The organism is Alteromonas sp. DY56-G5 (genome assembly GCF_041414725.1).
Taxonomy (GTDB): Bacteria; Pseudomonadota; Gammaproteobacteria; order Enterobacterales; family Alteromonadaceae; genus Alteromonas; species Alteromonas macleodii.
This window is the reverse complement of the sequence record NZ_JANHZQ010000035.1, coordinates 26,610-49,126: the sequence shown is the minus strand read 5'-3', so window position 1 is coordinate 49,126 and position 22,517 is coordinate 26,610. Positions and strand designations below refer to the sequence as shown.

General features: G+C 44.4%; 18 protein-coding genes. 11 read left to right on the top strand and 7 right to left on the bottom strand.

What is annotated here, in order from left to right:
• Nucleotides 1–161: 161 nt before the first annotated feature.
• From NO989_RS16015 to NO989_RS16005, 3 genes are all read right to left on the bottom strand, one after another.
• Complete coding sequence (locus NO989_RS16015; protein ID WP_014950289.1) at nucleotides 162–629, bottom strand: hypothetical protein; 468 nt, start codon at nucleotides 627–629, stop codon at nucleotides 162–164.
• Between the two features lie 319 nt (nucleotides 630–948).
• Nucleotides 949–2,061, bottom strand: a complete 1,113-nt coding sequence (locus tag NO989_RS16010) for a hypothetical protein (RefSeq protein ID WP_061486316.1) — start codon at nucleotides 2,059–2,061, stop codon at nucleotides 949–951.
• Nucleotides 2,062–2,246: 185 nt separating this feature from the next.
• Entirely contained in the window at nucleotides 2,247–3,047 is an 801-nt protein-coding gene (locus NO989_RS16005; RefSeq protein ID WP_061486317.1) for a PaaX family transcriptional regulator, read from the bottom strand.
• Between the two features lie 249 nt (nucleotides 3,048–3,296).
• On the opposite strand from NO989_RS16005, the gene NO989_RS16000 reads away from it, so the two are divergent.
• On the top strand, nucleotides 3,297–4,973 hold the full coding sequence (locus tag NO989_RS16000) for an acyl-CoA dehydrogenase family protein (RefSeq protein WP_371342873.1): 1,677 nt from the start codon (nucleotides 3,297–3,299) through the stop codon (nucleotides 4,971–4,973).
• A gap of 56 nt (nucleotides 4,974–5,029) precedes the next feature.
• Here NO989_RS16000 and NO989_RS15995 read toward each other — a convergent pair whose 3' ends face one another.
• Both NO989_RS15995 and NO989_RS15990 read right to left on the bottom strand, forming a co-directional pair.
• A complete protein-coding gene (locus NO989_RS15995; protein WP_371342872.1) occupies nucleotides 5,030–5,581 on the bottom strand; it encodes a DsrE family protein in 552 nt (183 codons plus the stop codon).
• Between the two features lie 2 nt (nucleotides 5,582–5,583).
• Nucleotides 5,584–6,660 carry an L-dopachrome tautomerase-related protein gene (locus tag NO989_RS15990; RefSeq protein WP_371342871.1) on the bottom strand — a complete coding sequence of 359 codons (1,077 nt, stop codon included), beginning with the start codon at nucleotides 6,658–6,660 and terminating at the stop codon, nucleotides 5,584–5,586.
• 252 nt (nucleotides 6,661–6,912) lie between these two features.
• Between NO989_RS15990 and NO989_RS15985 the strand changes: the two genes are divergently transcribed.
• The 7 genes from NO989_RS15985 (at nucleotide 6,913) to NO989_RS15955 (ending at nucleotide 16,828) form a co-directional block, all read left to right on the top strand.
• Nucleotides 6,913–7,488, top strand: coding sequence for a DUF4136 domain-containing protein (locus NO989_RS15985; RefSeq protein WP_044583890.1), 576 nt, complete (start codon nucleotides 6,913–6,915; stop codon nucleotides 7,486–7,488).
• Nucleotides 7,489–7,663: 175 nt separating this feature from the next.
• Nucleotides 7,664–8,323: a hypothetical protein gene (locus NO989_RS15980; protein ID WP_342339407.1), complete on the top strand. Its 660-nt coding sequence runs from the start codon at nucleotides 7,664–7,666 to the stop codon at nucleotides 8,321–8,323.
• A gap of 169 nt (nucleotides 8,324–8,492) precedes the next feature.
• Nucleotides 8,493–10,478: a class I adenylate cyclase gene (locus NO989_RS15975; RefSeq protein ID WP_348670586.1), complete on the top strand. Its 1,986-nt coding sequence runs from the start codon at nucleotides 8,493–8,495 to the stop codon at nucleotides 10,476–10,478.
• A gap of 162 nt (nucleotides 10,479–10,640) precedes the next feature.
• Nucleotides 10,641–11,033 carry a BlaI/MecI/CopY family transcriptional regulator gene (locus NO989_RS15970; protein ID WP_014950296.1) on the top strand — a complete coding sequence of 131 codons (393 nt, stop codon included), beginning with the start codon at nucleotides 10,641–10,643 and terminating at the stop codon, nucleotides 11,031–11,033.
• Complete coding sequence (locus tag NO989_RS15965) at nucleotides 11,026–12,267, top strand: TonB family protein (RefSeq protein ID WP_371342870.1); 1,242 nt, start codon at nucleotides 11,026–11,028, stop codon at nucleotides 12,265–12,267. The genes NO989_RS15970 and NO989_RS15965 overlap by 8 nt, the downstream gene beginning before the upstream one ends.
• Before the next feature lie 306 nt (nucleotides 12,268–12,573).
• Nucleotides 12,574–13,164, top strand: a complete 591-nt coding sequence (locus NO989_RS15960; RefSeq protein WP_014950298.1) for a DUF2780 domain-containing protein — start codon at nucleotides 12,574–12,576, stop codon at nucleotides 13,162–13,164.
• 145 nt (nucleotides 13,165–13,309) lie between these two features.
• Nucleotides 13,310–16,828, top strand: a complete 3,519-nt coding sequence (locus NO989_RS15955) for a DUF748 domain-containing protein (RefSeq protein ID WP_371342869.1) — start codon at nucleotides 13,310–13,312, stop codon at nucleotides 16,826–16,828.
• 170 nt (nucleotides 16,829–16,998) lie between these two features.
• Here the strand turns inward: NO989_RS15955 and gloA are convergent, their stop codons facing one another.
• Both gloA and NO989_RS15945 read right to left on the bottom strand, forming a co-directional pair.
• The gene (gene gloA / locus NO989_RS15950) at nucleotides 16,999–17,547 is read right to left on the bottom strand and encodes a lactoylglutathione lyase (protein ID WP_014950300.1); all 549 of its coding nucleotides are present in this window, start codon (nucleotides 17,545–17,547) and stop codon (nucleotides 16,999–17,001) included.
• Between the two features lie 169 nt (nucleotides 17,548–17,716).
• A complete protein-coding gene (locus NO989_RS15945) occupies nucleotides 17,717–18,550 on the bottom strand; it encodes a DUF1456 family protein (protein ID WP_371342868.1) in 834 nt (277 codons plus the stop codon).
• 60 nt (nucleotides 18,551–18,610) lie between these two features.
• Between NO989_RS15945 and NO989_RS15940 the strand changes: the two genes are divergently transcribed.
• The 3 genes from NO989_RS15940 to NO989_RS15930 are packed head-to-tail and all read left to right on the top strand — an operon-like array spanning nucleotide 18,611 to nucleotide 22,345.
• A complete protein-coding gene (locus NO989_RS15940) occupies nucleotides 18,611–19,120 on the top strand; it encodes a (2Fe-2S)-binding protein (RefSeq protein WP_278344552.1) in 510 nt (169 codons plus the stop codon).
• Nucleotides 19,120–20,145: a xanthine dehydrogenase family protein subunit M gene (locus NO989_RS15935; RefSeq protein ID WP_014977141.1), complete on the top strand. Its 1,026-nt coding sequence runs from the start codon at nucleotides 19,120–19,122 to the stop codon at nucleotides 20,143–20,145. The genes NO989_RS15940 and NO989_RS15935 overlap by 1 nt, the downstream gene beginning before the upstream one ends.
• Nucleotides 20,132–22,345, top strand: coding sequence for a xanthine dehydrogenase family protein molybdopterin-binding subunit (locus NO989_RS15930; protein ID WP_371342867.1), 2,214 nt, complete (start codon nucleotides 20,132–20,134; stop codon nucleotides 22,343–22,345). The genes NO989_RS15935 and NO989_RS15930 overlap by 14 nt, the downstream gene beginning before the upstream one ends.
• Nucleotides 22,346–22,517 lie beyond the last annotated feature (172 nt).

Sequence of the window (22,517 nt, the reverse complement as noted above, 5' to 3'; positions counted from 1 at the left end):
GAAAAAACTGAACGGTGCGGCTAAAGGTTGGCCGATGCGAGAAGACTTACGTAGAATTAAATCAAGCGAAGCGTAAAGTGTCAGGCCTTTCGCCCTTTCAAGCGAAAGGCCATGAAACTGTACTAAATATTAGCAGTAGGTTGCTATCCTAAAACGCAGTCTTATTCAGCAGCAGTGCGAACAACTACGTTCTCTGCACTGTATTCGCGAACAAAATCAGACATTGTTTTGTGGTTACAAATAATGTTCTCACCTTCCAAACCAAACTTCGCTAGTGCCGCTTCTTTACCTACTGAAAGCGCTTCTAGACAAGCCTGTGACGCAACATCTTGATTTTTAGCAACAAGTGCTACAGTTTTCGCGTTTTCAGTCGCCTTGTTGTTTTTGTACATGTAAGCAAAAGTGCGAAGTGATTCGCCGTTGCAACGTACAGATGCACTGAACTCTTCTGCGTTAAAACCTTTTGAACGGATAAGACGCAATGCAGGACCAAAACCATCTTCAGCAGCAGTTAAACATGCTTGTGTTTCGATGTTGTCGTTAATTGGCTTTAGTACGACATCTTTTGCGAAAGATTGAGTGGCAGCAACAGATAATGTTAGCGCAATAGCGAAAGTAGACAGTTTCATTTTTGAATTCCTATTTTGTAACTAAATTAGATATCACCTGAGCGATGAATACATTATGAACAATACTTTCAAAAAATAAAGCATTTTTCGCAATTTAATTACAGAAATAGCAAAATAAACAGACAGATCACGACAAAACTGAAAGTTATTTACAGAAACCAACATATTTTATATAAAATTTTACATATAAGTCTTTTTAGTTACAGAATGACTTCAGAAGGAATATAAAAAAGCGCGCATGAAATTGCTTTCAGCGCGCCTAGCCTTGTGAACGATATGAAATAAAATCGGACAGTAGAGTAATCTTAAAAGTTTAAACCTATAAAATCAGATCATGCATCCAATTTAGTGAAGGCAGCTGCTGCTCTGGTTGGTAAAAGAGTCGATTTAGTCTACCTAACAAATTAACTGAACGGCTGGGATCGTGCGCTTTAACCCTATGCTCACTTTCGGTTAGCATGAACTCCCAAGGCTGAAGATTAAGTTCGTCTACTTCTTCCTGCCTAACGCCCAGTGATTGCAATGTTGACAAAATTCGCTCCGTTTTACTTTCGGCAATAGGAATAATTTCGTTGCCGTATAAATCATCGAGCGGCGCATTGATAGCTTCTAACGTGTGATTTATTGCTGCCCACACTTCATCGTGGTCAAACGCCCAGCCTCGCGGAGCATAGTACCCCTCTATTTCCCACTCAAACTCTGCGTTGCTTACAGCAATAGAGCTTTCTGCTTCAGGAGAATAAGCTAGATCGGGTTTAGCGCCAATGTTGTAGGCGTCTACACTCATGGCGACGCAAATTATCAAATCACCACAATGTTGCTTGTTTGTGTAAAGCGCTTCAAATGCTGCCCGCTTAACCCCCATCCAACCGTGTACTCTCGAGGGTTGTTCAACAAAGTGTCTTACATCATCGGGTAAGTCTTCGCCATAGGCATTGATGAGCAAAGGAAGCGGATTTTGATCTGGCGCTTCGTCTGGCATCCACACTTCGTATTCTTGTCGGTTGTCAGCTTTTCCGCGACTTTTAATTCCGAACGACAAATTCACAGGGCGGCAAATACTTCTATCTTCATCCACTTTGTGAAAATACTCTGAACGCATACGTTTAATAAATGGCGCGTCTAGCCCAGCCAACGCTGCCGTTGGGTAGCGATAGCCTATTTCACTATGCTCAACCATATGTAACGTGGGAATAGCCTGTGTCAGCTTATTCTTCAAACCCGACAACGCATGAACTTTAGGCAGTACAATGCTTCTCTCTGGTTCGATGGTAAGCCGACTCCCATCTTCGGTTACGAACTTTGGCGTTTTATGAAATTCATACCCCGTAAACCCTAAGGTATCTACATCGGCGTTTCGATACTGAGAAAGCTCATTGAAAAGCGCTGTATGATTGCGAATATGCTTAAATAACGGTCTTGATGCGGTCATCTTCTCTCCATTTACGCTACTTCCATTAGAGCTAATTACACTTAGCGTTCTATGCGGCCAAATAATTACTTACCGTCTCATCTTTCTGACTGTTCTCACACAATACATCTATATGTGAAATTTACGCTCAACTGTGTGTAACGTATCTGTAACCCTCTTTTTGAGCTGTTTACCTTTAATCTCGCTTAGTTTTGATTTAAAAAGCGATGCCAAATTTGTGCGCCCGCATCATCGTACCGTTTTACTAGATTACGATAGCGCTCGCGCATTGCTACATCTGCAAGTGGCGATGGCAATAAGGGGTCAAACACCAAGTGGTATAACGCCCTGTCTCCTATCACATAAGATTCTTTGGTTGCTTCTTCAAGGGGTAAAGACGTTAATCGAGCAAGGGATTCCTCTATTTCGATGCATCCGTCTTTATAAAGTGCCTCTAGGTTTAGGTGGCTCCATAATCCCATCGCCCTGCTGTGTACTTTAGTGTCAAAGTCACTGGCACTAAACACGAGCGCCTTTTTCGATAGACCAAGTGTGTAAAGTTTGTCTCTTACTTCGCCTGCTCCGCCAGAGAAATTGTTCGGTCTGAGGTAAACGTCGTTTGTCAGCTTTCTCATCCCCAAAAGCTTCAGCGCTCGTTCATTATTTCTGAGCTGCTTTTTATCACTTTTAGGAAGCGTGCTGGTTTGAGCGACAACCCAATCGTTTTGCCAGGGTACAAGCCCATCCTCATCCTCTCGCCACTGATGAATTTCCTTTGCAAAACGAATGCCTTTGTCGCCCAGCTTGTAAAAACCGCGTTCAACCAAGGTAATAAGCTGTGCAGACTGTAAACGCGTGAGCGTTACCCGAATGTTATTTTCAGAAATACCAAACAGCGCCCCTACGCGAACAGCTACGCTGGCATTCATTTGAATATTGTCACGGGAGCCCAATAGCTTTAGCAGTAGCTTTCTTGCATTGGGCTTTTTCTGTTTTTCTAATTGCAAACTCTATTTACTTCTTTGTCTCAGATAGGACGTAATTTTAATTAAAATATAAGTTGGCTTAAGGCCAAACATATACGCATTCATCATTATATAAACACGCGCCGTGCACAAATATTACATGAAATATCAATTTACAACTATCAATGTAATGTTCTAAGGTAGTACTTGGAAATAGTGCTTTAACGTAGCCCTTTAACGTAAAAGCCCATTTCAAGGGTACACCTTGAATATTCACCAAATGGAAATGCCATGACTTCATCAAATCGATTTGTTACTCACGTTGTAGAAAACCAACCCACCATTTCCACGCCCTACAATTTATGGCGTGATGACACCTTACTGCGCGTGTTAGTCGAGCAGCATTTGCCATCATCCCACCAGCATGACGAAGGGTTATTAGGCCAGTATGGTCAAATCGCGGGGGATGCACTTATGGCTCACGGAGAGCTTGCTAATAAGAATAAGCCAACTCTCCACACATTCGATCGCTATGGCCGCCGCATTGACGATGTTGAGTTTCATCCCAGCTATCATGCGCTTATGGAAAGTGCGATGCAGCACAATGTACACAACTATTCGTGGAAGCATGAAGGCATTGAAGGCGCACACACCTTCAGGGCGGCGCTAATGTATATGCATTATCAGGCTGAGTCTGGCACGTCTTGCCCGCTGACCATGACCCACGCAGCTATTCCGGCCATGCGGTATGGAAAGCAGCTGCCACCCGTATACCTAGAGAAAACTATTAATGGTGTTTATGATCCTCGTTCCCTGCCAGCTAGTCAGAAACATGGACTGACCATTGGTATGGGGATGACTGAGAAACAAGGTGGGTCGGATGTTAGGCGTAATACCACTACAGCGGTTAAACAGGCTGATGGAAGTTACCATATCGTAGGGCACAAATTCTTTTTCTCAGCCCCCATGTGCGACGCTCATCTTATACTTGCGCAAGCGGAAGGCGGACTAAGCTGTTTTTTACTACCAAGGTTGTTGGAAAATGGTGCACTCAATAACGTGCGAATTCAGCGTTTGAAAGACAAGCTGGGTGACTGGAGCAATGCATCGTCTGAAGTTGAATTTCAGGAAGCCACGGCATATTTGATTGGCGAAGAAGGCCGTGGTGTGCCGGTGATCATAGATATGGTGTCGCTTACGCGGTTAGACTGTATGATTGGCTCATCAGCACTTATGCGACAATCACTGATTCACGCCTTACACCACGTAAGTCATCGCGACGCATTCGGCAAGACCTTAGTCAATCAGCCTTTAATGCAAAATGTGTTGGCAGACCTCACCATTGAATGTGCAGCTGCTACTGCACTCACTATGCGCGTTGCCAAAGCGGTTGATAGTGCATCGAGCGATAATCATGAAGCTGCACTGGCAAGGCTGGCCACCGCCATTGGAAAATACTGGGTTTGTAAACGCACGCCTATGTTTGTTAACGAAGCTCAAGAGTGTTTAGGCGGTATTGGTTACGTTGAAGAAAACCCCATGCCACGATACTATCGCCAAGCGCCTCTGAACTCTATTTGGGAAGGAAGCGGAAACGTACAATGTTTAGATGTACTGCGCGCACTCGCCAAAGAGCCCAATGTTAAAGAGGCTTTGTTTAGTGAGCTTAAAACACAAGCAGGCAAAAACAGGCACTATGATATTCATCTTAGTAAGCTATTCGACGAGCTATCAAACACGCAGAATATGGAAACGCGCAGCCGATATTTAACAGAACAAATGGCGCTAGCGCTACAAGCATGTTCACTTCTTGCTACGTCACTTAATAACGACAACGCCCTTATCGACATCGCCCACACCTTCTGTGAATCAAGGCTTGGCAATGCATGTGGTTTTGCCTTAGGTACATTACCCGACACCACACCGTTTGAGAAAATTATTGCGTTTGGGCAGGTATCGTCTACCTAGCCAATACACAGAAGCTATAGTTAAGCTCCTGTGCGCAAGAGGAATTAACTCACAACTTAAAAAGGGTTAACCGAATACCCTTTTTGTGCCAGGCGCGCGTGGGCTGTCATGGCTGACAAATCCATTTTCACTCCGTCTATCAACGCATTTTTTTCAACGCCATGGGCAGCGGCAGACTGCCCACACACTATTACGTCTACACCTTTCTCCATCAACGCTACAAGTAGCGTTTGGTTTCCATTAGGTAAGCCCTTACGCTCTTTGAAGTTTGCAGTTTTAAGCACTTCTTCTGTGGCAGAGCCGTGAACGACAAGCGCAAGCGAAAGATTTTCCTCCTTGACGCCGTTGGCTGCGTGCATATTGATAAACCGTGCCAGCGACTCAAACTTGCGGTTTACCTCACCAGGGCTTGCCGCTTTGGCTACGTCAAACGCAACCTTGAACGTCTGATTTTCAGGAAAACTTACGCCCTCAACATGAGCATGCTTGCCGAAAGTGTTAAACACAGGGCCATAATCAAAATCTGATTTAGCTGAAGCTTGCCCGGCTACTAAGAGTGCTGCTGCAAACCCCAGTGACGCGCTGCCAATCCCTTTTGTGATGCTCATTGCTAATTCCTCGAACTGTAACGCGCAGGCAGCGCTGTCTTGTACACTTCAAATGTCATGTCGCTAACATCACTACCCGCATCTTGTATTTTGCTATTGGTATAGTAAAGCGCATTGTTGTAGATACTAAAGGTATCAGCCCAACTCACCACATCACCTTTCACAAGGGTGCGAAGGTCTAGACTTGGCGTAAGGTACTGTACTTCTTGCTTTTCCAGGTCAGCCAAATAAACATTACCTTGATGAAAAATCATGCCATCTGGTGCGCCTGTCGTCGCTACTTTTCGCACTTTTTCTGCCAACACGTCATTTGACGATTTCTCGATGTCAGATGTGTTAATGGCATACAGCGAATAACCAGACAATGCGTGAAAATATAGTGTGTCGTTTAACGAATCTAGCGCGATCCCGTCAGACTGAACAGGCATAGTAAAGGGTTTGCCCTGAATACTTAACACATCGACTTCAGCTTTAGTGGTTTTATGGTTATCTAAAATACGATAGCTGGTATTGTCATCAAGGTTATATACCACTAAACCCGCGTGAGCCGAGTCGGTCATATAAATGCGATTCGTTTTTTCGTCTACTCGCAAGTCATTAATGTACGAATCAGGATGGTAAGCGTCTTCGCTAAGTATCAAGGTTCCTTCTATCTCGTTTGAGGCTAAATCAACAACAAATAAGCGAGGTGCATCCACTACACCTTTAAACTTAGGGTTTCGGGTGTCCAACACATACAGCTTATCCTTGTGCGCAACCACTGACTGCACCGCTAAAAAGCAGTCTTTTCTTACTTCGCTTTGTGCCACACATTCATTTATTTGGCTATTAGGGTAAGCGACAAATTCTCCGGTGTCGGTAACCTGAGCTACGGAAAAGCGAACGCCGTCACGCCAGTTGGGCGCATTCACAAATACACGACCATCATTACTTACCGTAACACCGGTAATTTGCGTGCCCTTTATGTCACCCACTAATTCAACATTCGCGTCTGGTGAATGTTGCGCGATTGCATTTACCGAAAAAAGTGCGGCGACACTCGTGGCAAGTACCCCTAGTTTTATACGCTTTGTATTCATGTCCTTTTACCTTTAATTAGTGGCTTCGCTTGTCAGCACACACCACAAAGCGGTGCGCATTAACAAAACTGAATGGAATAAAGCATACGGTCTTATTGTGAATGTGGAACACCTTTTAGCGGCTTATCTATGCAGGCTGACGAAAATCAAGCGGTGAAACTTGCTTTACCACTTATGAGATCCAAAACACGCTATGCTTTCGTTTAAGTTAAGAGCTAACAAACTTTACTGAAAATTATGCACAGCAGTATGATGAAAAAACGTGAAACTGGTTTAATGCAAAAGGCAAAGTATTTGAAACAAGTGCTACTTTTAACAGCATGCATGGTCGTGGTTGCCGCATGCAGTAGTAGTAAGCCTCAGGTAAATATGGATGAAACACAAAACTTTGCCGATATTAAAACGTTCTATATTCAGCCTCCTCTAAACCCAATCAACGCGACGCTGGCCAATCATCTTTCCTCAGCCATTACCCAGCGCCTCATTGAGAAAGGCCTCACCCCATCTTCGGAGGAGGACGCCGATATCGCGGTGGGATACCTACCTTCCACCACCACTAAAGAGGATGGCACCACCTTGAATCTAGGGCTGGGCACCGGAAGTTACGGTCGCTCTGGCGGCATTTCATTGGGCAGCATTTTTAGCATTCCGGTTGGAGAGCAAACCACGCTTCAACAAGGGCTTCAAATTGACATGGTTAAAGACGGTACATTTGTTTACAGCGCGTCGGGAGCGGTTGAGCTGGAGTCGAAAGACAGTATCAGCATTCAAAATAAACTTGATGAACTCGTCATCAAGCTCCTTGAGCAATATCCGTCGAACAGGTAGCTCACACCTGGGTCAACAATTAAGAACTGACTTCTCCGCTAGGGGCTCGCAAGAGCCCTTACTCCATAAAAACTCTTCATAACGATGAACTTGGCGCTGATTTTGCGTATGAATGCCTACATTAGGTCCCCACTTTTATGCCCCACGCTATGAAGTGAGCTACACAGAGTCAAAAATGGATACCACATACAGCCACTTGTCATCTTCACCTTCACTATTCAATTACTTGGGCGACACAGCAAATGCCCAAAGCGCACTTCAAGATGTTGTAGAAAAATCCAAGCAGGCCAATGCTCTCGGTGATGCGTTTAGTGCGTTTAATGGTGAACTACAGGGCAATCAAATTGACACATATCTTGAAAAAATAGAAAGCGGCGAGGCCTCACTCAACGGCAACACAATTGCAAACTATCTCGATTTTAATCGGCAAAAGCTTGCCTCGGAGTTAAGTAATTTAGCGGCAAAACTTGGTATTTCAGACGATACAAAGCTAACGGTGAGTAAAGGCGAGCTGGTGATTGAAAGCAGTCAGGGCGAGCAAGAGCTTGATAAAACCACGTTGCGCCTACAACAGTACCTAGAAAAGGACACCAACCTTACGTCACTTATTCAACAAACATCTCGTCTGTCTCAGTTCAAAGAATGGGGAGATGCCACGTCATTTGCATCAACACTACAAGAGAAAGGCACTGACGAAGCGACTATCCAGTCATTTTTAAAAGAAGCCCGCACGTCAGTGACGTCTGACAATACGCTGATATTCAATAAAAACGGGTTCGGCTTTTCTTCTGATGGTAAAACTGATGCGCTAATTGATGCATTTGATAAGCAGTAAGGGCAATCTTACAAAGTGAATAAGTCTCTATTCATTACCTTCCTCTCACACGAGAGCCGATAAGTACCGAATATCACAAATTAAGAATCACTTTTTCTGTGCGAAATTAGAGGAAGTCGACGCGAAATAACGCTATGCTTGGCTGCATGATGAAGTGCAGATTGACATAATGGCAGCGCAACAGCCGCTTTCCGTTCAGCAAAACCTTACCATTAGGTTATTGCGCGTATTGCGATACAACAAAGCACGTATTGAGCGTGCACTTACGCTCATGCCTGAAAAGCACAGGCCGCTTTTTCATGTGCTTCCCTTTCTTGTACATGTTAACCACGAAGCCCTTCCAGGATATGTGACCCCACTCACCTCGGGTGAAACCGTTCCATTTGGTATCAACAATTACTCGTTTAGACCTGATGTAGAACAAGCTTTGCAGCGCTGTTTTCCTGCACAGAGTCACTTGTTTTCAGACATTAAGCAAATTTGGCCAAGACAGCGGGCGGTTGATGCACTGGTTTTAATGGGTAGCGTGGGGACTATTGCTCAGACTGACGACTCAGACTTTGATTTTTGGGTGTGTATTGACGGTAAACGTTTTTCGACGACTGAGCTGACTTTACTTCAACAAAAGCTAACAGCCATTGAAAAATGGGCGGATAACACCTTTGGTATTGAAGTGCATTTCTTTTTATCTGAGATAGATAAAGTTAAGCAAAACGATTTTGGCGTCGCTGAAGGCGAAAGCGCGGGCTCGGCGCAAGCCCTGTTTCTAAAAGCTGAGTTTTACAATACCAATATAGTAGTAGCAGGCAAAGCGCCGTTTTGGTGGCTTACTCCAGAGAAAACAACAGAGAAGCAGTATCAGGCTATTTACAATAGTTTGGAAAAAGGCGGCTCACCAGACGTAGACTGGTTCATGGACTTGGGTCACTTAGAGCGACTAGACGCAAGCGAACTTTTTGGCGCCGCCATCTGGCAATTAGGCAAAGCCATGGACTCGCCATTCAAGTCCGTATTAAAAATGGCAAAGCTTGAAGTATACCTTGCCAATATCTCTCACGGACAACCACTGTGCAACCTTTTGAAAAAGCATGTACACCGCGGTGCTGAAGCTCCAGGGCATGTTGCAGATATCGACCCCTACGCACTCATGTTTGACGAACTCATCGCTCATTACAAAGCCAATGGTCAGGCGGAAGATATTGCTGTATTGCAGCAGTGTTTATATTTGAAATGTGGGTGTACATTGAGCCACCCGCTTGTAGAAGGTGAGCAAGCGAATTTCAAACGCAAAATTATGGCCTCGTACGCAAAACAGTGGGGGTGGAGCCGCAAACTACTTGCCCACTTGGATAACCAACAAGATTGGACATTCAATGAACGTGTGCAGCTGAGCCGTCGAATTCACCGCTTTTTATTAAAGTGTTATCGCCGCATCTCCAAAGAGATTAGTCACCATCAACAGGTGATGGATCAAAAAGACATGACCGTTCTAGGTCGCCGATTAAGTACCTATTACGCTAAAAAGCCGGATAAAATTGAGTTTTTGCGACGCGCTTTTGACGAAAGCCTTTACTGTGAAAAGATCACCATTGCTATGCGTCAGCTCAAAAATGGTGATGAAGTATGGTCAGCTTATGCTGGTGATTTACTGAGTAAATCGGGCATTATCGACGATTCACAAAAAGTTACTCAAGCGGCTAGCGCCATTGCACTGATGGTCTGGCTTGTGTCGAGCAAAATAATAGATACAAACAGTAAGGTTTATCTCGATTACAATTACGGTGAAGTGAGCGAACTAGACTTGAACGATTTGCTTAAGCATTTGTGCAAGTATTTTCCTCCAGTCAAAGTGTCGTCACTACCGCGTAATGACTTGCTGGCGCCAGAACGCATAACCGCATGTTTTGCCATTGTGAACTTCCCCACCCTACGCCAAAAAGCCACGGTAGAGAATGTATCCATCCTTTATACGACGTCTTGGGGTGAAACCTTTTTGAGACACGGCAGCGACGTGCTGGATACGCTGTGGTACGACTTACAAGAAGTAACCCCAAAGCCGCCGTGCTATGTAATGGTGCCACGTGGAAATCAACAAGCACGAATACTCGGCGAGTTCTTAGAAGCTAACGAGCTTAATTTCACCGTTTTATACTGATACACCCAACGTAACGCTTTCAAAGAAGCGCCAAGCGTAGTACTCCATCTCACACTATCTCTCCGTTTAAAAAACATGCAGAAAAAGCTTGCGCTTTAGAATTACAAGTGTAATCTAAAAACATGGACTACAAATGTAATCAAAATAAAAGACGTCGTAATTATGAGTAAAATGTCAGACAAACCCGAAATTTCAAACGCTGAATTTGAAGTGCTGGACGTACTGTGGGACGACCATCCTGCCACGTCGAACGAGGTTATTGCGCGACTTAATGACAAAAAAGACTGGCACGAAAAAACCGTCAAAACCTTGTTAGGCCGCTTAGTAAAAAAAGAAGTGTTAGGGTTCGAAAAGCAGCAGCGCCAGTATCTTTATTATCCGCTGATTGCTAAAGAAGACTATACAAAGAAAGAAACCACGAGTTTTGTTAGCCGACTGTTTAAAGGCAAGATCGCCCCTATGGTCGCCGGTTTTGCAAATCAAAACTCGTTATCTAAACAAGATGTGGACGAGCTCAAAGCCCTTATCAAGAAATGGGAAGAAAACAATGATTGATTGGATTATTGCTCAGCAGGGTGTTTTGTCGCTAGCGCTTGTTTTACTCATGGTGTGCGAACACTTTTTCACTAATAAAATTGGGGCTTCGCTTACCTATAAGCTATGGGCGCTGATACCAGCCTGCCTAATAGTTAACAACCTTCCAATGTCGCTGGTTAACATTCCATCAAATAGCTTTGCTCGCTATGTGGTTGGCGTTAAGCCCACATTAAACACCGTTGAGTTTGAAACCTGGTTTACTGTATGGGCAATTGGCGTAAGCGCAATTACAGCCTATGTCTTAGCGCATCATCTTAAAATATGGGCATCGATAGGAAAGCGCCACGCTATCCACACCAATGCCTACTATTCCAGCAAAGCTACCACACCTATGCTATTTGGTTTTATCTTCCCAAAGGTGCTTATTCCCTTCTCATTTAAAAGTGCATTTTCGATTCAACAACAAGCACTGGTATTAGAGCACGAGAATGTGCATCGCAAACATTACGATCACCTGTGGAACGCGTTAGCGCTGGTTACCGCTATTGTATTTTGGTTCAACCCACTAGTTTGGCTTGCGCTAAAACCCTTCAGAATTAATCAAGAACTGGCTTGTGATCACGCAGTACTGAAAGACAAGACAGACAACGAAAAACTTACCTATGCAAAAGCACTCGTGCAATGTGCCGAGCATGGTTCAGACGCCCTGCACTTTACACGCGGGCTTTACCCAACCTTTGGAGAAAAAAGGACTATGATCAAACGTTTAAACGCGATAAAGCAACCTATGCGTAACAATAAGGTACTGGCTGCAGGCGTACTTTCAATTGCCGCCATGCTCACCATCAACACGGCTTTAGCCAATGCGCCAGTAGCAGAGACCAAATCTGAAGCTAAGATTAACCAGGCATCGCCGGTTAAACGCGTTCCACCAAGCTATCCAGAAAAAGCAGCACAGCAAAATGTTGAAGGTTTCGTTGTACTCTCCTTCGATATTACTGAAACGGGCGCTACAGATAATGTAAAAGTAGTAAAATCAGTGCCTGCTGGCGTGTTTGATAAAAGCGCAAAAGTTGCCCTGAAACAATGGGAATACAAGCCTCGTATTCAAGGTGGCAAAGGCGTGAGGCAGACCGGCCTTCTGGTGCAGCTAGACTATCAACTCGGAGCCTCTCTTGATACGGCGAGTGTTGAAAAGAATGCTTCCCCTGATGTAGAGCGTATAATCGTTCCACCCAAACAGAGCAAGTAAGCCCCAAAATTGTCAGAATACTAAAAGGAGCGTATCGCTCCTTTTAGTGTTTTGTCTAATTGACTTAGTTCCTGCCTGCTGCACACTTCCACTCGATCACCCAAGTCTCTTATAAAATGTAAAGTGCCTTTACAATTTCTATAGAGAATTTACGACCTCACTACGTTAGAATGTGAGTATTCACACACCTGAAAACTTCTAATTTATGGAAGGTTCAAATAGTCGATAGCGCAATTGCTACGGTTATTTTCAATCATGTTACTCCAGATGGGCTTTCGCTGCTGGTGTACAAAAAGGAAATCTATAATGAATCGTATCGTTTTAGCACCTACAGTGCTTGCCCTTACTTTTTTTACTACTTGTGCTAATGCCAATATTGATCAGCTTAAAGGTCTGTTAGGCGGTAAGAAAGCGGAATCGACAGTAACTTCCAGTAGCCTAACTGAAATGGCAACCAGCGCAGCATCTAATATCGACTTGGCTAGCTTAGTGAGTTCAGTTGCAGGTAACCTTAACGTGTCTGAAAACCAATCAGAAGGTGGCATAGCGTCAATTATGAACTATGTACAAGGCAACCTTTCAGGCGCTGATTACGCCCAGTTGGCAAGCAGCATTCCAGGTATTGATAGCCTGCTTGAAGATGTTCCCTCTCTTAGTGGTAACTCAGCAGCAAGCTCAAGCTCTTCACTATCAGGCTTACTCAATAAGGCCTCTGAGTACAGCTCTACACTTAAATCGGTAAACGACTTAAAGCAACAATTTGAAGCGCTAGGCCTTTCAACCGATATGATTGCCAGCTTTGTCACTCAAATCAGCTCGTATTTAAATGTAAATGCAGATGAAGAAACCCAGGCGTTGTTTAAATCTGGCCTAGATAATTTGCTAACCGCTCTGTAACCTGTCTAAGGCGTATTAATTCTCTTCTACAATCCAAATTAATACGCTTTAACTTTTTTGCAGGGGCTTTTAGCTTGGTGAAATAGCAACTCCTGTTTATCTTTTTACACTCAAATACACAGCCTAATCGCCTATGCAAAATGCAATGTCTCGGTTTTCTACGAAGCCCAAATGGTTTCGACTATCCACTTATCTTGTTCTCATCTACCTTACTTACGCGCTTCTTATCGGCGTAGTTACGCCTGCGGTATTAAAGGCAAAGTTACCCAACATAGTGAAAGAAAACACTGGAAGAGATGCTGCTGTTGAAGATATTGCAATCAACCCTTTCTTGCTAAAAATAGAAGTGACTAATTTTGTTATCTATCCAAATATACACTCTTCAAATGAAAGCGAAGATAACGCCGTAATCCAGAACCAAGAAAATCATTTTTTTAGCGTAGGCAATGTTTCGCTGGACGTTGGATTCTGGCAATCACTTTTCACCTTCACTCCTGCCGTTGAATCGCTAACCATAGACGAACCTTTTGTTTCAATTGCACGTTTAAGCGAAAGTGAAGACACACAAATCTTCAACTTCTCTGACATTCTCACCCACATAGAAAAGCGCAATACGAATGTCCCCACCGAGCCTGAAGATGCTAGCGAAGGACAAATTCCCCGAATTACGTTACGTGACTTTGCGCTTAACGAAGGGCGAGTGGTTATTGAAGACAAGGTGACCAACACCCTGCTTGATTACCCAGAACTGAGCGTTGACTTGCAAGATTTGGATACTCACGCTTTGATCACTTCAAGTAGTGTTGGCAACAAAAACGCTAACCCTAAAAGCGATAAAAGTGAAAGTGATCAATCAAAAGGTAAGTTAGCGTTCAACCAATATCAATTTAACTTGCTCACCGCAGAGAAAGGTAACATCGCCATTGATGGCGAGTTTCAATTATCTCCACTAAAAGTTACGACAGACATCACGATAAACGATGTAGCGCTTACGCCGCTTTGGTCACTTTCGAAAGATTTGATAGAAGCAGATTTAGTAGACGGCAAGGTTAACTTAAGCTTACATGCTGAAGTTTTTGAACAAGATACAGCCTTCCAGTTTATTCTAGAGCGTGGCGAATTTGGTGTTAACAACCTTGTGTTTAACGCTGATTCTTCGCCAGCCACAACAGGCACCGCCAAGAGTTCGCAAGAGATCATTGCCATACCCGCGTTTGCCATACACGATATAAACGTAAACGCATTAGAACAGCAAGTTAGCATTGCTGAAGTTGCTTTTGACAACGTTCGAGTGTCGGGTCTATTTGACAAGTCAGGGCTTGATTTACAGCGTCTGTTTACCCCAAAAAGCCCAGCGGCAGATGCTACATCAGTTAACGCTAACCCCAGCGCAGCGCATATAGGTAATAGCACAGCGCATACAGGTAATAGCACAGCGCATACAGGTAATAGCACAGCGCATACAGGTAATAGCACAGCGCAAAAGGAAAATAGTGAAACAGAAGATGAGGATGTTTCCAACGTAGCAACCGACAGCACAAATGAACTAGCACATGAGACCTCGTGGTATGTTGAGCTTCACCAATTTGCATTTAATGACGGTAGCATTGATCTTTTAGAGCGTAGCGTAAGTGACGGGACCTACTACCGCATCAGCAACCTCAATATTAAAAGCGGAAAAGTCACTACTGACTTCTCTAAACCCATTTCCTACACCACAAGTTTGCATGTCTCTGCCAATCCACAAACGTTTAGCGATGCACCTAACGGTGTGCTAAGCAGCAGCGGCCAAATAGTTATTGCCGAACAAACCATAAAGGGCAAAGCAGCAATTGAGCAACTAGTGCTAAGTCAGTTCCAGCAGTACGTTTCCCCCCACGCAAATGTGACCCTTGAAGATGGGCTATTTAATTTAAACGTTGAGTTTGATGGGGCATTTATGAACGCCGCTGATAAAGAAAATATCGACTCACTAAACGTTAAGGCGAGTACTAGTATTAATAATTTAAGCGTACTGGATGACGCCAGCTCTCCCCTACTACAGTGGCAGTCCTTAAATGTAGACAACATCGAATTTGACCACACATCGAACCAGCTAAGCGTAGACAACATTCACCTACAAGCGCCATTTGCACGACTTATTATTGATGAAGCTAAACAGACCAATGTGAGTAAGCTGATTGTCAATTCATCAGACAAGTCCGCTAACAGTGAAAGTTCCAGCGAAACTGGCAGCGCTACCGCGTCGAAAGCATCAAACGCAAACGTGCCTGCGGGCACTACAGCTGAGCCTTCACAAGCCAACGAATTGGCCATCGCCGTTAACACCATATCAATAGAAAACGGCAAAGCGTACTTTGCTGACCATTCATTAACGCCAAAATTTGCGTCTGCTATAGAAAGTTTAAATGGCAAAGTATTGGGAATTGACTCTCGCTCAACTTCCCCTGCCAATGTGGATATCACCGGAAAGATAGACAACTATGCTCCGGTCAAACTAGCAGGCACTATCCACCCATTAAAAGATGATATAGACCTTGATTTAGATTTTTCAGTCAAAGGCGCTGAACTCACTTCAGTTAACCCCTACTCAGGCACCTACATGGGCTATTACATTGACAAAGGCTTGCTGTCTTTGGCTGTGCAATACAAACTGAATGGTAAAGCGTTGGAAGGTAAGAACCGTGTGGTTATCGACCAATTAACGTTAGGCAAGAAATCGAATTCTGAGCAGGCATTGAGTTTACCACTTGGGCTTGCCATTGCGTTATTAGAAGACAGAAACGGCGTTATCGATTTGGGTTTGGATGTGTCTGGCGATATCGATAGTCCGGACTTCAGTTTCGGCTCCATTATCCTCAATGCTATTGGCAATATTATAACCAAAGCTGTTACTGCACCGTTTTCGCTACTTGCGAACCTGGTTGGCAGTGACGACGAACTCGACAACGTTGAGTTTGGGTTTGGAGAGCATTCGCTAAATGCGGACGCTCAAGAAAAACTGAATACCCTTGCCAAAGCACTTAAAAAACGTCCAGGGCTTAGGGTTAATATCGAAGGTACAGTCAACGCCATGTCTGATGCAAGTGCCCTAGCCCAACGTCAGTTAAACACTACACTTTTAACAAGAAGCGGCTATGCTGATGCATCTGCTACTTCCGGCAATGCTAGTACTAACGTAAATTCTCTTGCTGGCGGTGAAAATGAAAGTTCCAACACCCCTGGCAGCGTACAGCGCGACTCAATAAGTGGCAGTAGCATCCCACTGGAAGGCCCGTTAGCCGATGCGCTTTTATCCTACTATGTTGAGGTGTTTACACCTGATCTTAATCAAGAATATGACAACATGGTGGCGCAGCTTTACCCTGAACTCGCAAATTCAGACAATGAACAGAGCCAAAAGAGTGCTGATAACAATAAGGAAGTCATTAACGAAGAAAGTGTAAACCGAGCATTAAGCATTGCCCGATACAACAAACTACGTAACAACATTGATATCCCTGAAAGTGACTTAATCCTTCTGGCTGACGCGCGCAGTAAAGCGGTGAAAGGTTATCTGGCAAATGAAGCTGAGGTAGAAGCGAATCGCTTATTCTTGCTAAATACTCAGCACGACCTACATACCGAATTTAGCGGTGTGGAGTTAACGTTAGAGGCGAAATAATGAATGGGTTGGCTTGAAAATAAAACCCGATAATTTAGAGAGCCATAAGGTCATTAAACAAAAAAGGGTAGCTTATTCAGTTAAGCTACCCTTTTTTGTAAACAGTGACTTCTGATACTACTTGCTACTTAAAACCCAGCTAGCAAATGGTACCGTAGTGCGTGCCTCGCCTACTTCTTCAAATGGGGCGCGCAAGTTGCGGATACGTTAGACGCGTTGAAAATTTCGATCCAATAGCCGTCTGGGTCTTTGATAAATGCGATCCCTTTCATAGAACCATCATTAAGCCCTTTCTGAAAAGGAACGTCTAGTGATGCAAATCGTGCACATGCAGCTTCAGCATCAGGCACATGAAAACCAATATGCCCAAAACCTTTTGGCTCTGTATTTCCGTTGTGATAATCAACCGTTTCTGGTGTATCGCCCCAATTGTGGGTTAGCTCCAACATGGCCGGGCGACCAAAAGTTTGCTGAGTACGTTCGTCAACATCGTCAGATATATCAGAGAAATCATCACCTGCCGCCAAAAAATAAAGGCTGAACTTCATTTCTTCAAAATCTAGACGCTTAATTAGCGTCATTCCCATAACTCGCGTATAGAAATCTAGCGAACGCTTGGGGTCGGCAATGCGCAGCATAGTTTGGTTGAACACAAAACCTTGTGTCGCGGCATCTTTCTCTTCATACAGGCCTTCGGCCTTATCGAAATGTCGGCTCATAATAGTCGTCCTTAGCGATATAGATAATTAAGGCAAGGCAATCTTGCTTTGCCTAAAAACGAGTGCATAGAAATGAGGGGTAATTTTCTTTTCACAACAGCACTTAGTCTATCCTCTTACGCGCTTTACCTCAGATGCGTTTTATTCAACGCCTATTTTTACAGCGCTTTTATTTTTTAGGGAGCTTTCCCCAAACCGAACCTGCATCACTTTTTTTCACTGGCGACACTTTAGTATTGGTGTTTTTGCCAGCCGCTTCTTTTTGTTTGCTAGCGCCTTTTTTAAATGAGCTTGGCTTAGTACCAGAAGTGCTTGGGCTATCTGATTTTTTAGGCGAAGTTTGTCGCGTGGACTCCGGTCGATATTTTTTCACCATACCTTGCAACAAATTACGAACCACTTGATCGCCTGCGGGTTTGTAATTGCGATGGTCTGGCTTTCTAAAAAATGCTGACAGTTCACCTTTACTTATTCTGAAGTCTGCTAATTTAAGTACCGCTATCATATCGTCATCTTTATAACTCATCGCAATACGGATTTTGCGCAGCACTTCGTTATTGCTTAATCGCTCTTTTGGCCCCAGTTCTTGAGGCATTTGCCCTTCTTGACGCCCACGGTTTTTAATAATCAATCCATCAAGAAACAGCGCAATAATCTTGTCGCGACACGGTAGATAGCCCTCTTCGCCTTCCCGCTTCATCACAGCATGTAAATAATCAATTTCCATGTCGTAGTTAACTAATTTAAAAATACTTATGGCGGCGGTATCGTTGATAGCTAATGCATAACGAAGGCGACGTAGAACATCGTTGTGGATCATGAAAATGGGCCTGAAAAGTGGAGTAGCCAATAATTGGTATGGATTACAGTGTAGCGCAACGTGCGCTTTCGCATATTTTACACTACTTGGCCATTCGCATCTATCGCGGGCTGTCAGGTGCATAATTTCTACCAACACATAGTGAAACCAAATTAACGTAGTTGGCGTAACGACATTGTACATCTGGTTTCGCTCATTTCATCGGCGTACCGAAATTGAGCTCATTGGTAGAAGGATACTTCCATGGCAACATTAAATCTCAACGGGAAAGACGTCAGTCTTCCCGATGATCCACGAACGACTTTGTTAGATTTTCTCCACCAGCATTTATCACTTTTTGGCACCAAAAAAGGTTGTGACCACGGTCAATGTGGTGCTTGTACCGTTATCGCTGACGGCAAGCGTATTAATGCATGCTTAGTGTTTGCATTCCAGTTAGAAGGCGCTGAAGTCACAACTATTGAAGGCATCGGTGAAGGTGAAAGTCTTCATCCGCTGCAAAAAGCTTTTATCGAGCGTGACGCGTTTCAGTGTGGCTATTGCACATCTGGTCAAATATGTTCAGGCGTATCCCTACTTAGGGAAATGAAAAATGAAGACCCTAGCGCAGTTACTTACAGTCAAACTCGTCACAGTAGAGCTTTATTGAAAGAAGATATCAGCGAACGCATGAGCGGTAACCTATGCCGCTGCGGTGCCTACCCTAATATTGTGGATGCTATAACCGATGTCATTGCTTTGGAGAGACAATAATGCAGCCATTCACTCTTCATCATTATAACGGCGAAAAGCCGTTGAGTAGCCTGCCCCTGGACACAAGATCACGTTTTTTGGCCGGAGGTACAAACCTAATAGATTTAATGAAACTACAGGTAGAAACGCCTAAAACATTAGTAAGTCTTGCGAAATGGGATAAAGCTAACACTATCAGCGAAGACGACAATTACTATTATATTGGCGCCATGGTGACTAATTCTGACTTAGCGAAGTTCGCTCACATGCAGCCCAATGTGTCTTTACTTGCGCAAGCTTTATTAAGCGGTGCAACAGTTCAACTTAGAAATAGGGCAACCACTGCAGGCAATTTGCTACAACGCACCCGCTGTTATTATTTTTACGACACCACAAAAGCCTGTAATAAACGAGAGCCAGGCACTGGCTGTAGCGCATATAACAGCATGAATAGAATTCATGCCATATTTGGCACTAGCGAGAGCTGTATCGCCACACACCCTTCCGACATGGCCGTAGCCATGATTGCGCTTAACGCACAGGTACATACGCAGCAACCTGATGGCAACACGCGTCAAATCGCGCTACGAGATTTCTACCGCGAGCCAGGCGACACGCCGCACATAGAAACCCAATTAGACGAAGATGAACTTATCACCCATGTCAGCATAAAGAAAAAAGCAAACGGTACTCAGTACTATCACAAAGTACGCGACCGTTCTTCCTATGCGTTTGCACTCGTTTCTGTTGCGGCTGGTTTGAAAATTGAAGATGGTCGTTTTAAAGACCTTTCTCTCGCCTTTGGTGGTGTGGGCACCAAGCCTTGGTATCCGCAAAAAGCAATCAGTGTTCTTGAAGGCGCGGAACCAACCCAAGAAGTCATATTGCAAGCCGCGGAAGCTGAGTTATCCGAAGCAAAAACGTTTGGCAGTAATGACTTTAAACCAGAACTATTGCGCAGGACGTTAACAAAAGTGCTTTTAGAGTTAGCAGAACATCAGGTAAAGCACCCAGGACATGAAGGAGCTTTATATGACAACGCATAATGCCAAAACTGTAGGGACGCCAGTTAATCGAGTTGATGGTTCAGCAAAGGTGTCAGGTCAAGCAAGTTACGCTGGGGAGCATGTGAGCGATCGCACTCCTTTGATAGGCTGGGTTGTATCAAGTGATACTGCCGTAGGTAAAATCACATCCCTTAATACAGAGCAAGCGGAACAGGCCGAAGGCGTACATGCAGTTATCACGTATAAAAATGCAGGTACTCTTAAGCCATTTAGCAAGCCTGCGGATGAAAGTCGGTTTACTCAAAGTCGCGCCGTACTTAACGAACCTCACATTCGTCATTTCGGTGCACCGGTCGCTCTAGTTATTGCTGAGACGTTGGAGCAAGCACGCTATGCCGCAAGTCTAGTAAGCTTCACCATAGACGGTGAAATACCAGATTTGCTGACAGAATTCGATGATGCAACGCAAAAACCCGCGTCGCTAGATGGTGGGTTTGAGGCAGATGCGTCTAGCGGTGATAAACCGCAGCAAAGTGATATTCAAGCAAGCATTAACGAAACTTATACTACACCAAGCCAAATCTCTGCCGCTATGGAGCCTCATGCCACGGTTGCCGACTTTAAAGATGGAAAGCTTGAGGTCTATTGTAGCGTTCAGATTATAGCGACGGCTGTTGAGGCGCTTGCGATTACGCTTGAAATGGACGCAGCAGACATCGTAGTGCAGAGCCCCTTTGTGGGTGGCGGGTTTGGCTCTAAGCTAGGTCTTCATTACGATGCAACACTTGCTTGTATAGGGGCAAGGTATTTAGAGCGGGCTGTAAAAGTGGTGTTAAGCAGGCGACAGGTCTTTTATAACACCCCGCATAGAGGGCACAGCATACAGAAAATTAGCCTTGCTTCTGGTGATGATCATGCACTGTTAAGCGTACAGCACAAAAGCGCTATGCCAAAAGCCAAGGGCTATGAGTTTGCCGAAGCAACAGGTGCCGGCGCACGGGTTACCTATAAATCTCAGTTTATTGAAAGTACCCATAGGGTCAAAGACGTAGACCTGCCGCTTATCGACTCTACCCGTTCTCCTGGAGACGCCATTGGTTCCCTTGCTTTTGAATCGGCCATTGATGAACTTGCCCACGAAGCTGGTGTCGACCCGCTCACATTTCGCATAAAAAATCTGCCGGTAGTTCACCCTATGAAAGGCACGCGATTTACCACCCACAACTTAGGTGAGTGCCTTCGTCAAGGCGCGCAAAACTTCAAGTGGCAGCATAAAACACAGCCCACACCGGGTAAACAAATCGGCCATGGGGTAGCGAGTGCTATGCGTATGAATGTGCTGGTGGAAAGTTCAGCTGAAGTGGAATTGAGTGCTACCGGTGAGGTAACGGTTCGCACTGATATGACAGATATTGGTACAGGCACCTACACAATTCTCACACAAATTGCCGCCGATACTTTAAATACATCGGTAGACAATGTCACAGTAAAACTCGGTGATAGCCGCTACCCTGCTTCATGTGGTTCAGGTGGCTCATTTGGCGCAGCAAGCTCTGGTTCGGCGGTTAAAAAAGCCTGTGAAGCGCTTATTGCGAATATTAAAAACTCACTTCCCCCAGCTCTTAGCCAAGCTGAACTACAAATTTCAAATGGGCAAATAAAGTTAGTCTCGATTGCACAAGGTAATGATGATGAAGTAAGTAGTCCGATATTACTCGCCAACTTTATGTCCGACAGCGAATTCCCCATATCAGCAACCGGTAGCGTATCCGAAGATGACACCAGCGATGATGAGCAGTATTCATGTGGCGCTCATTTCGCGGAAGTAGAGGTAGATGAATACACGGGTGAAGTTAGGCTACTTCGCCAATACGGTATGTTCAGCGCAGGGCAAATCTTGAATATGAAAACAGCTGCATCTCAAATAAAAGGGGGAATGGTATGGGGTGCTGGCTACGCACTTACTGAAGGGATCCATCACCATAGAGACACGGCAAGCTTTGTAAATCCAGATTTTGGTGAATATCATGTGGCAGTCAATCGGGACATTGCCGAAGTTAGCCTGGATTTCTTACAAGAGGCAGATTATGCCGCATCGCCAGTGGGTGCAAAAGGTATTGGTGAACTAGGCATTACTGGAGCAGGCGCCGCCATCGCTAACGCAATTTATGATGCATGCAAAGTGAGAGTACGAGACTTCCCCATTACCATGGATAAAATAATCGCAGGTAAAAACTAAGCAAAAAAAGCGGCCTAACAAGGCCGCTTCACATTAAGAAGCTTTTTCATTATTGTTATCCAGTGTGTTTGATAGGGCTCAAAACCCTTTTTTAATTTGTAGTACTATCACTCTATAGCATTACTAATAAATGCTTAAAGTTACAATGTAACATACGACCAACTGCCCATTA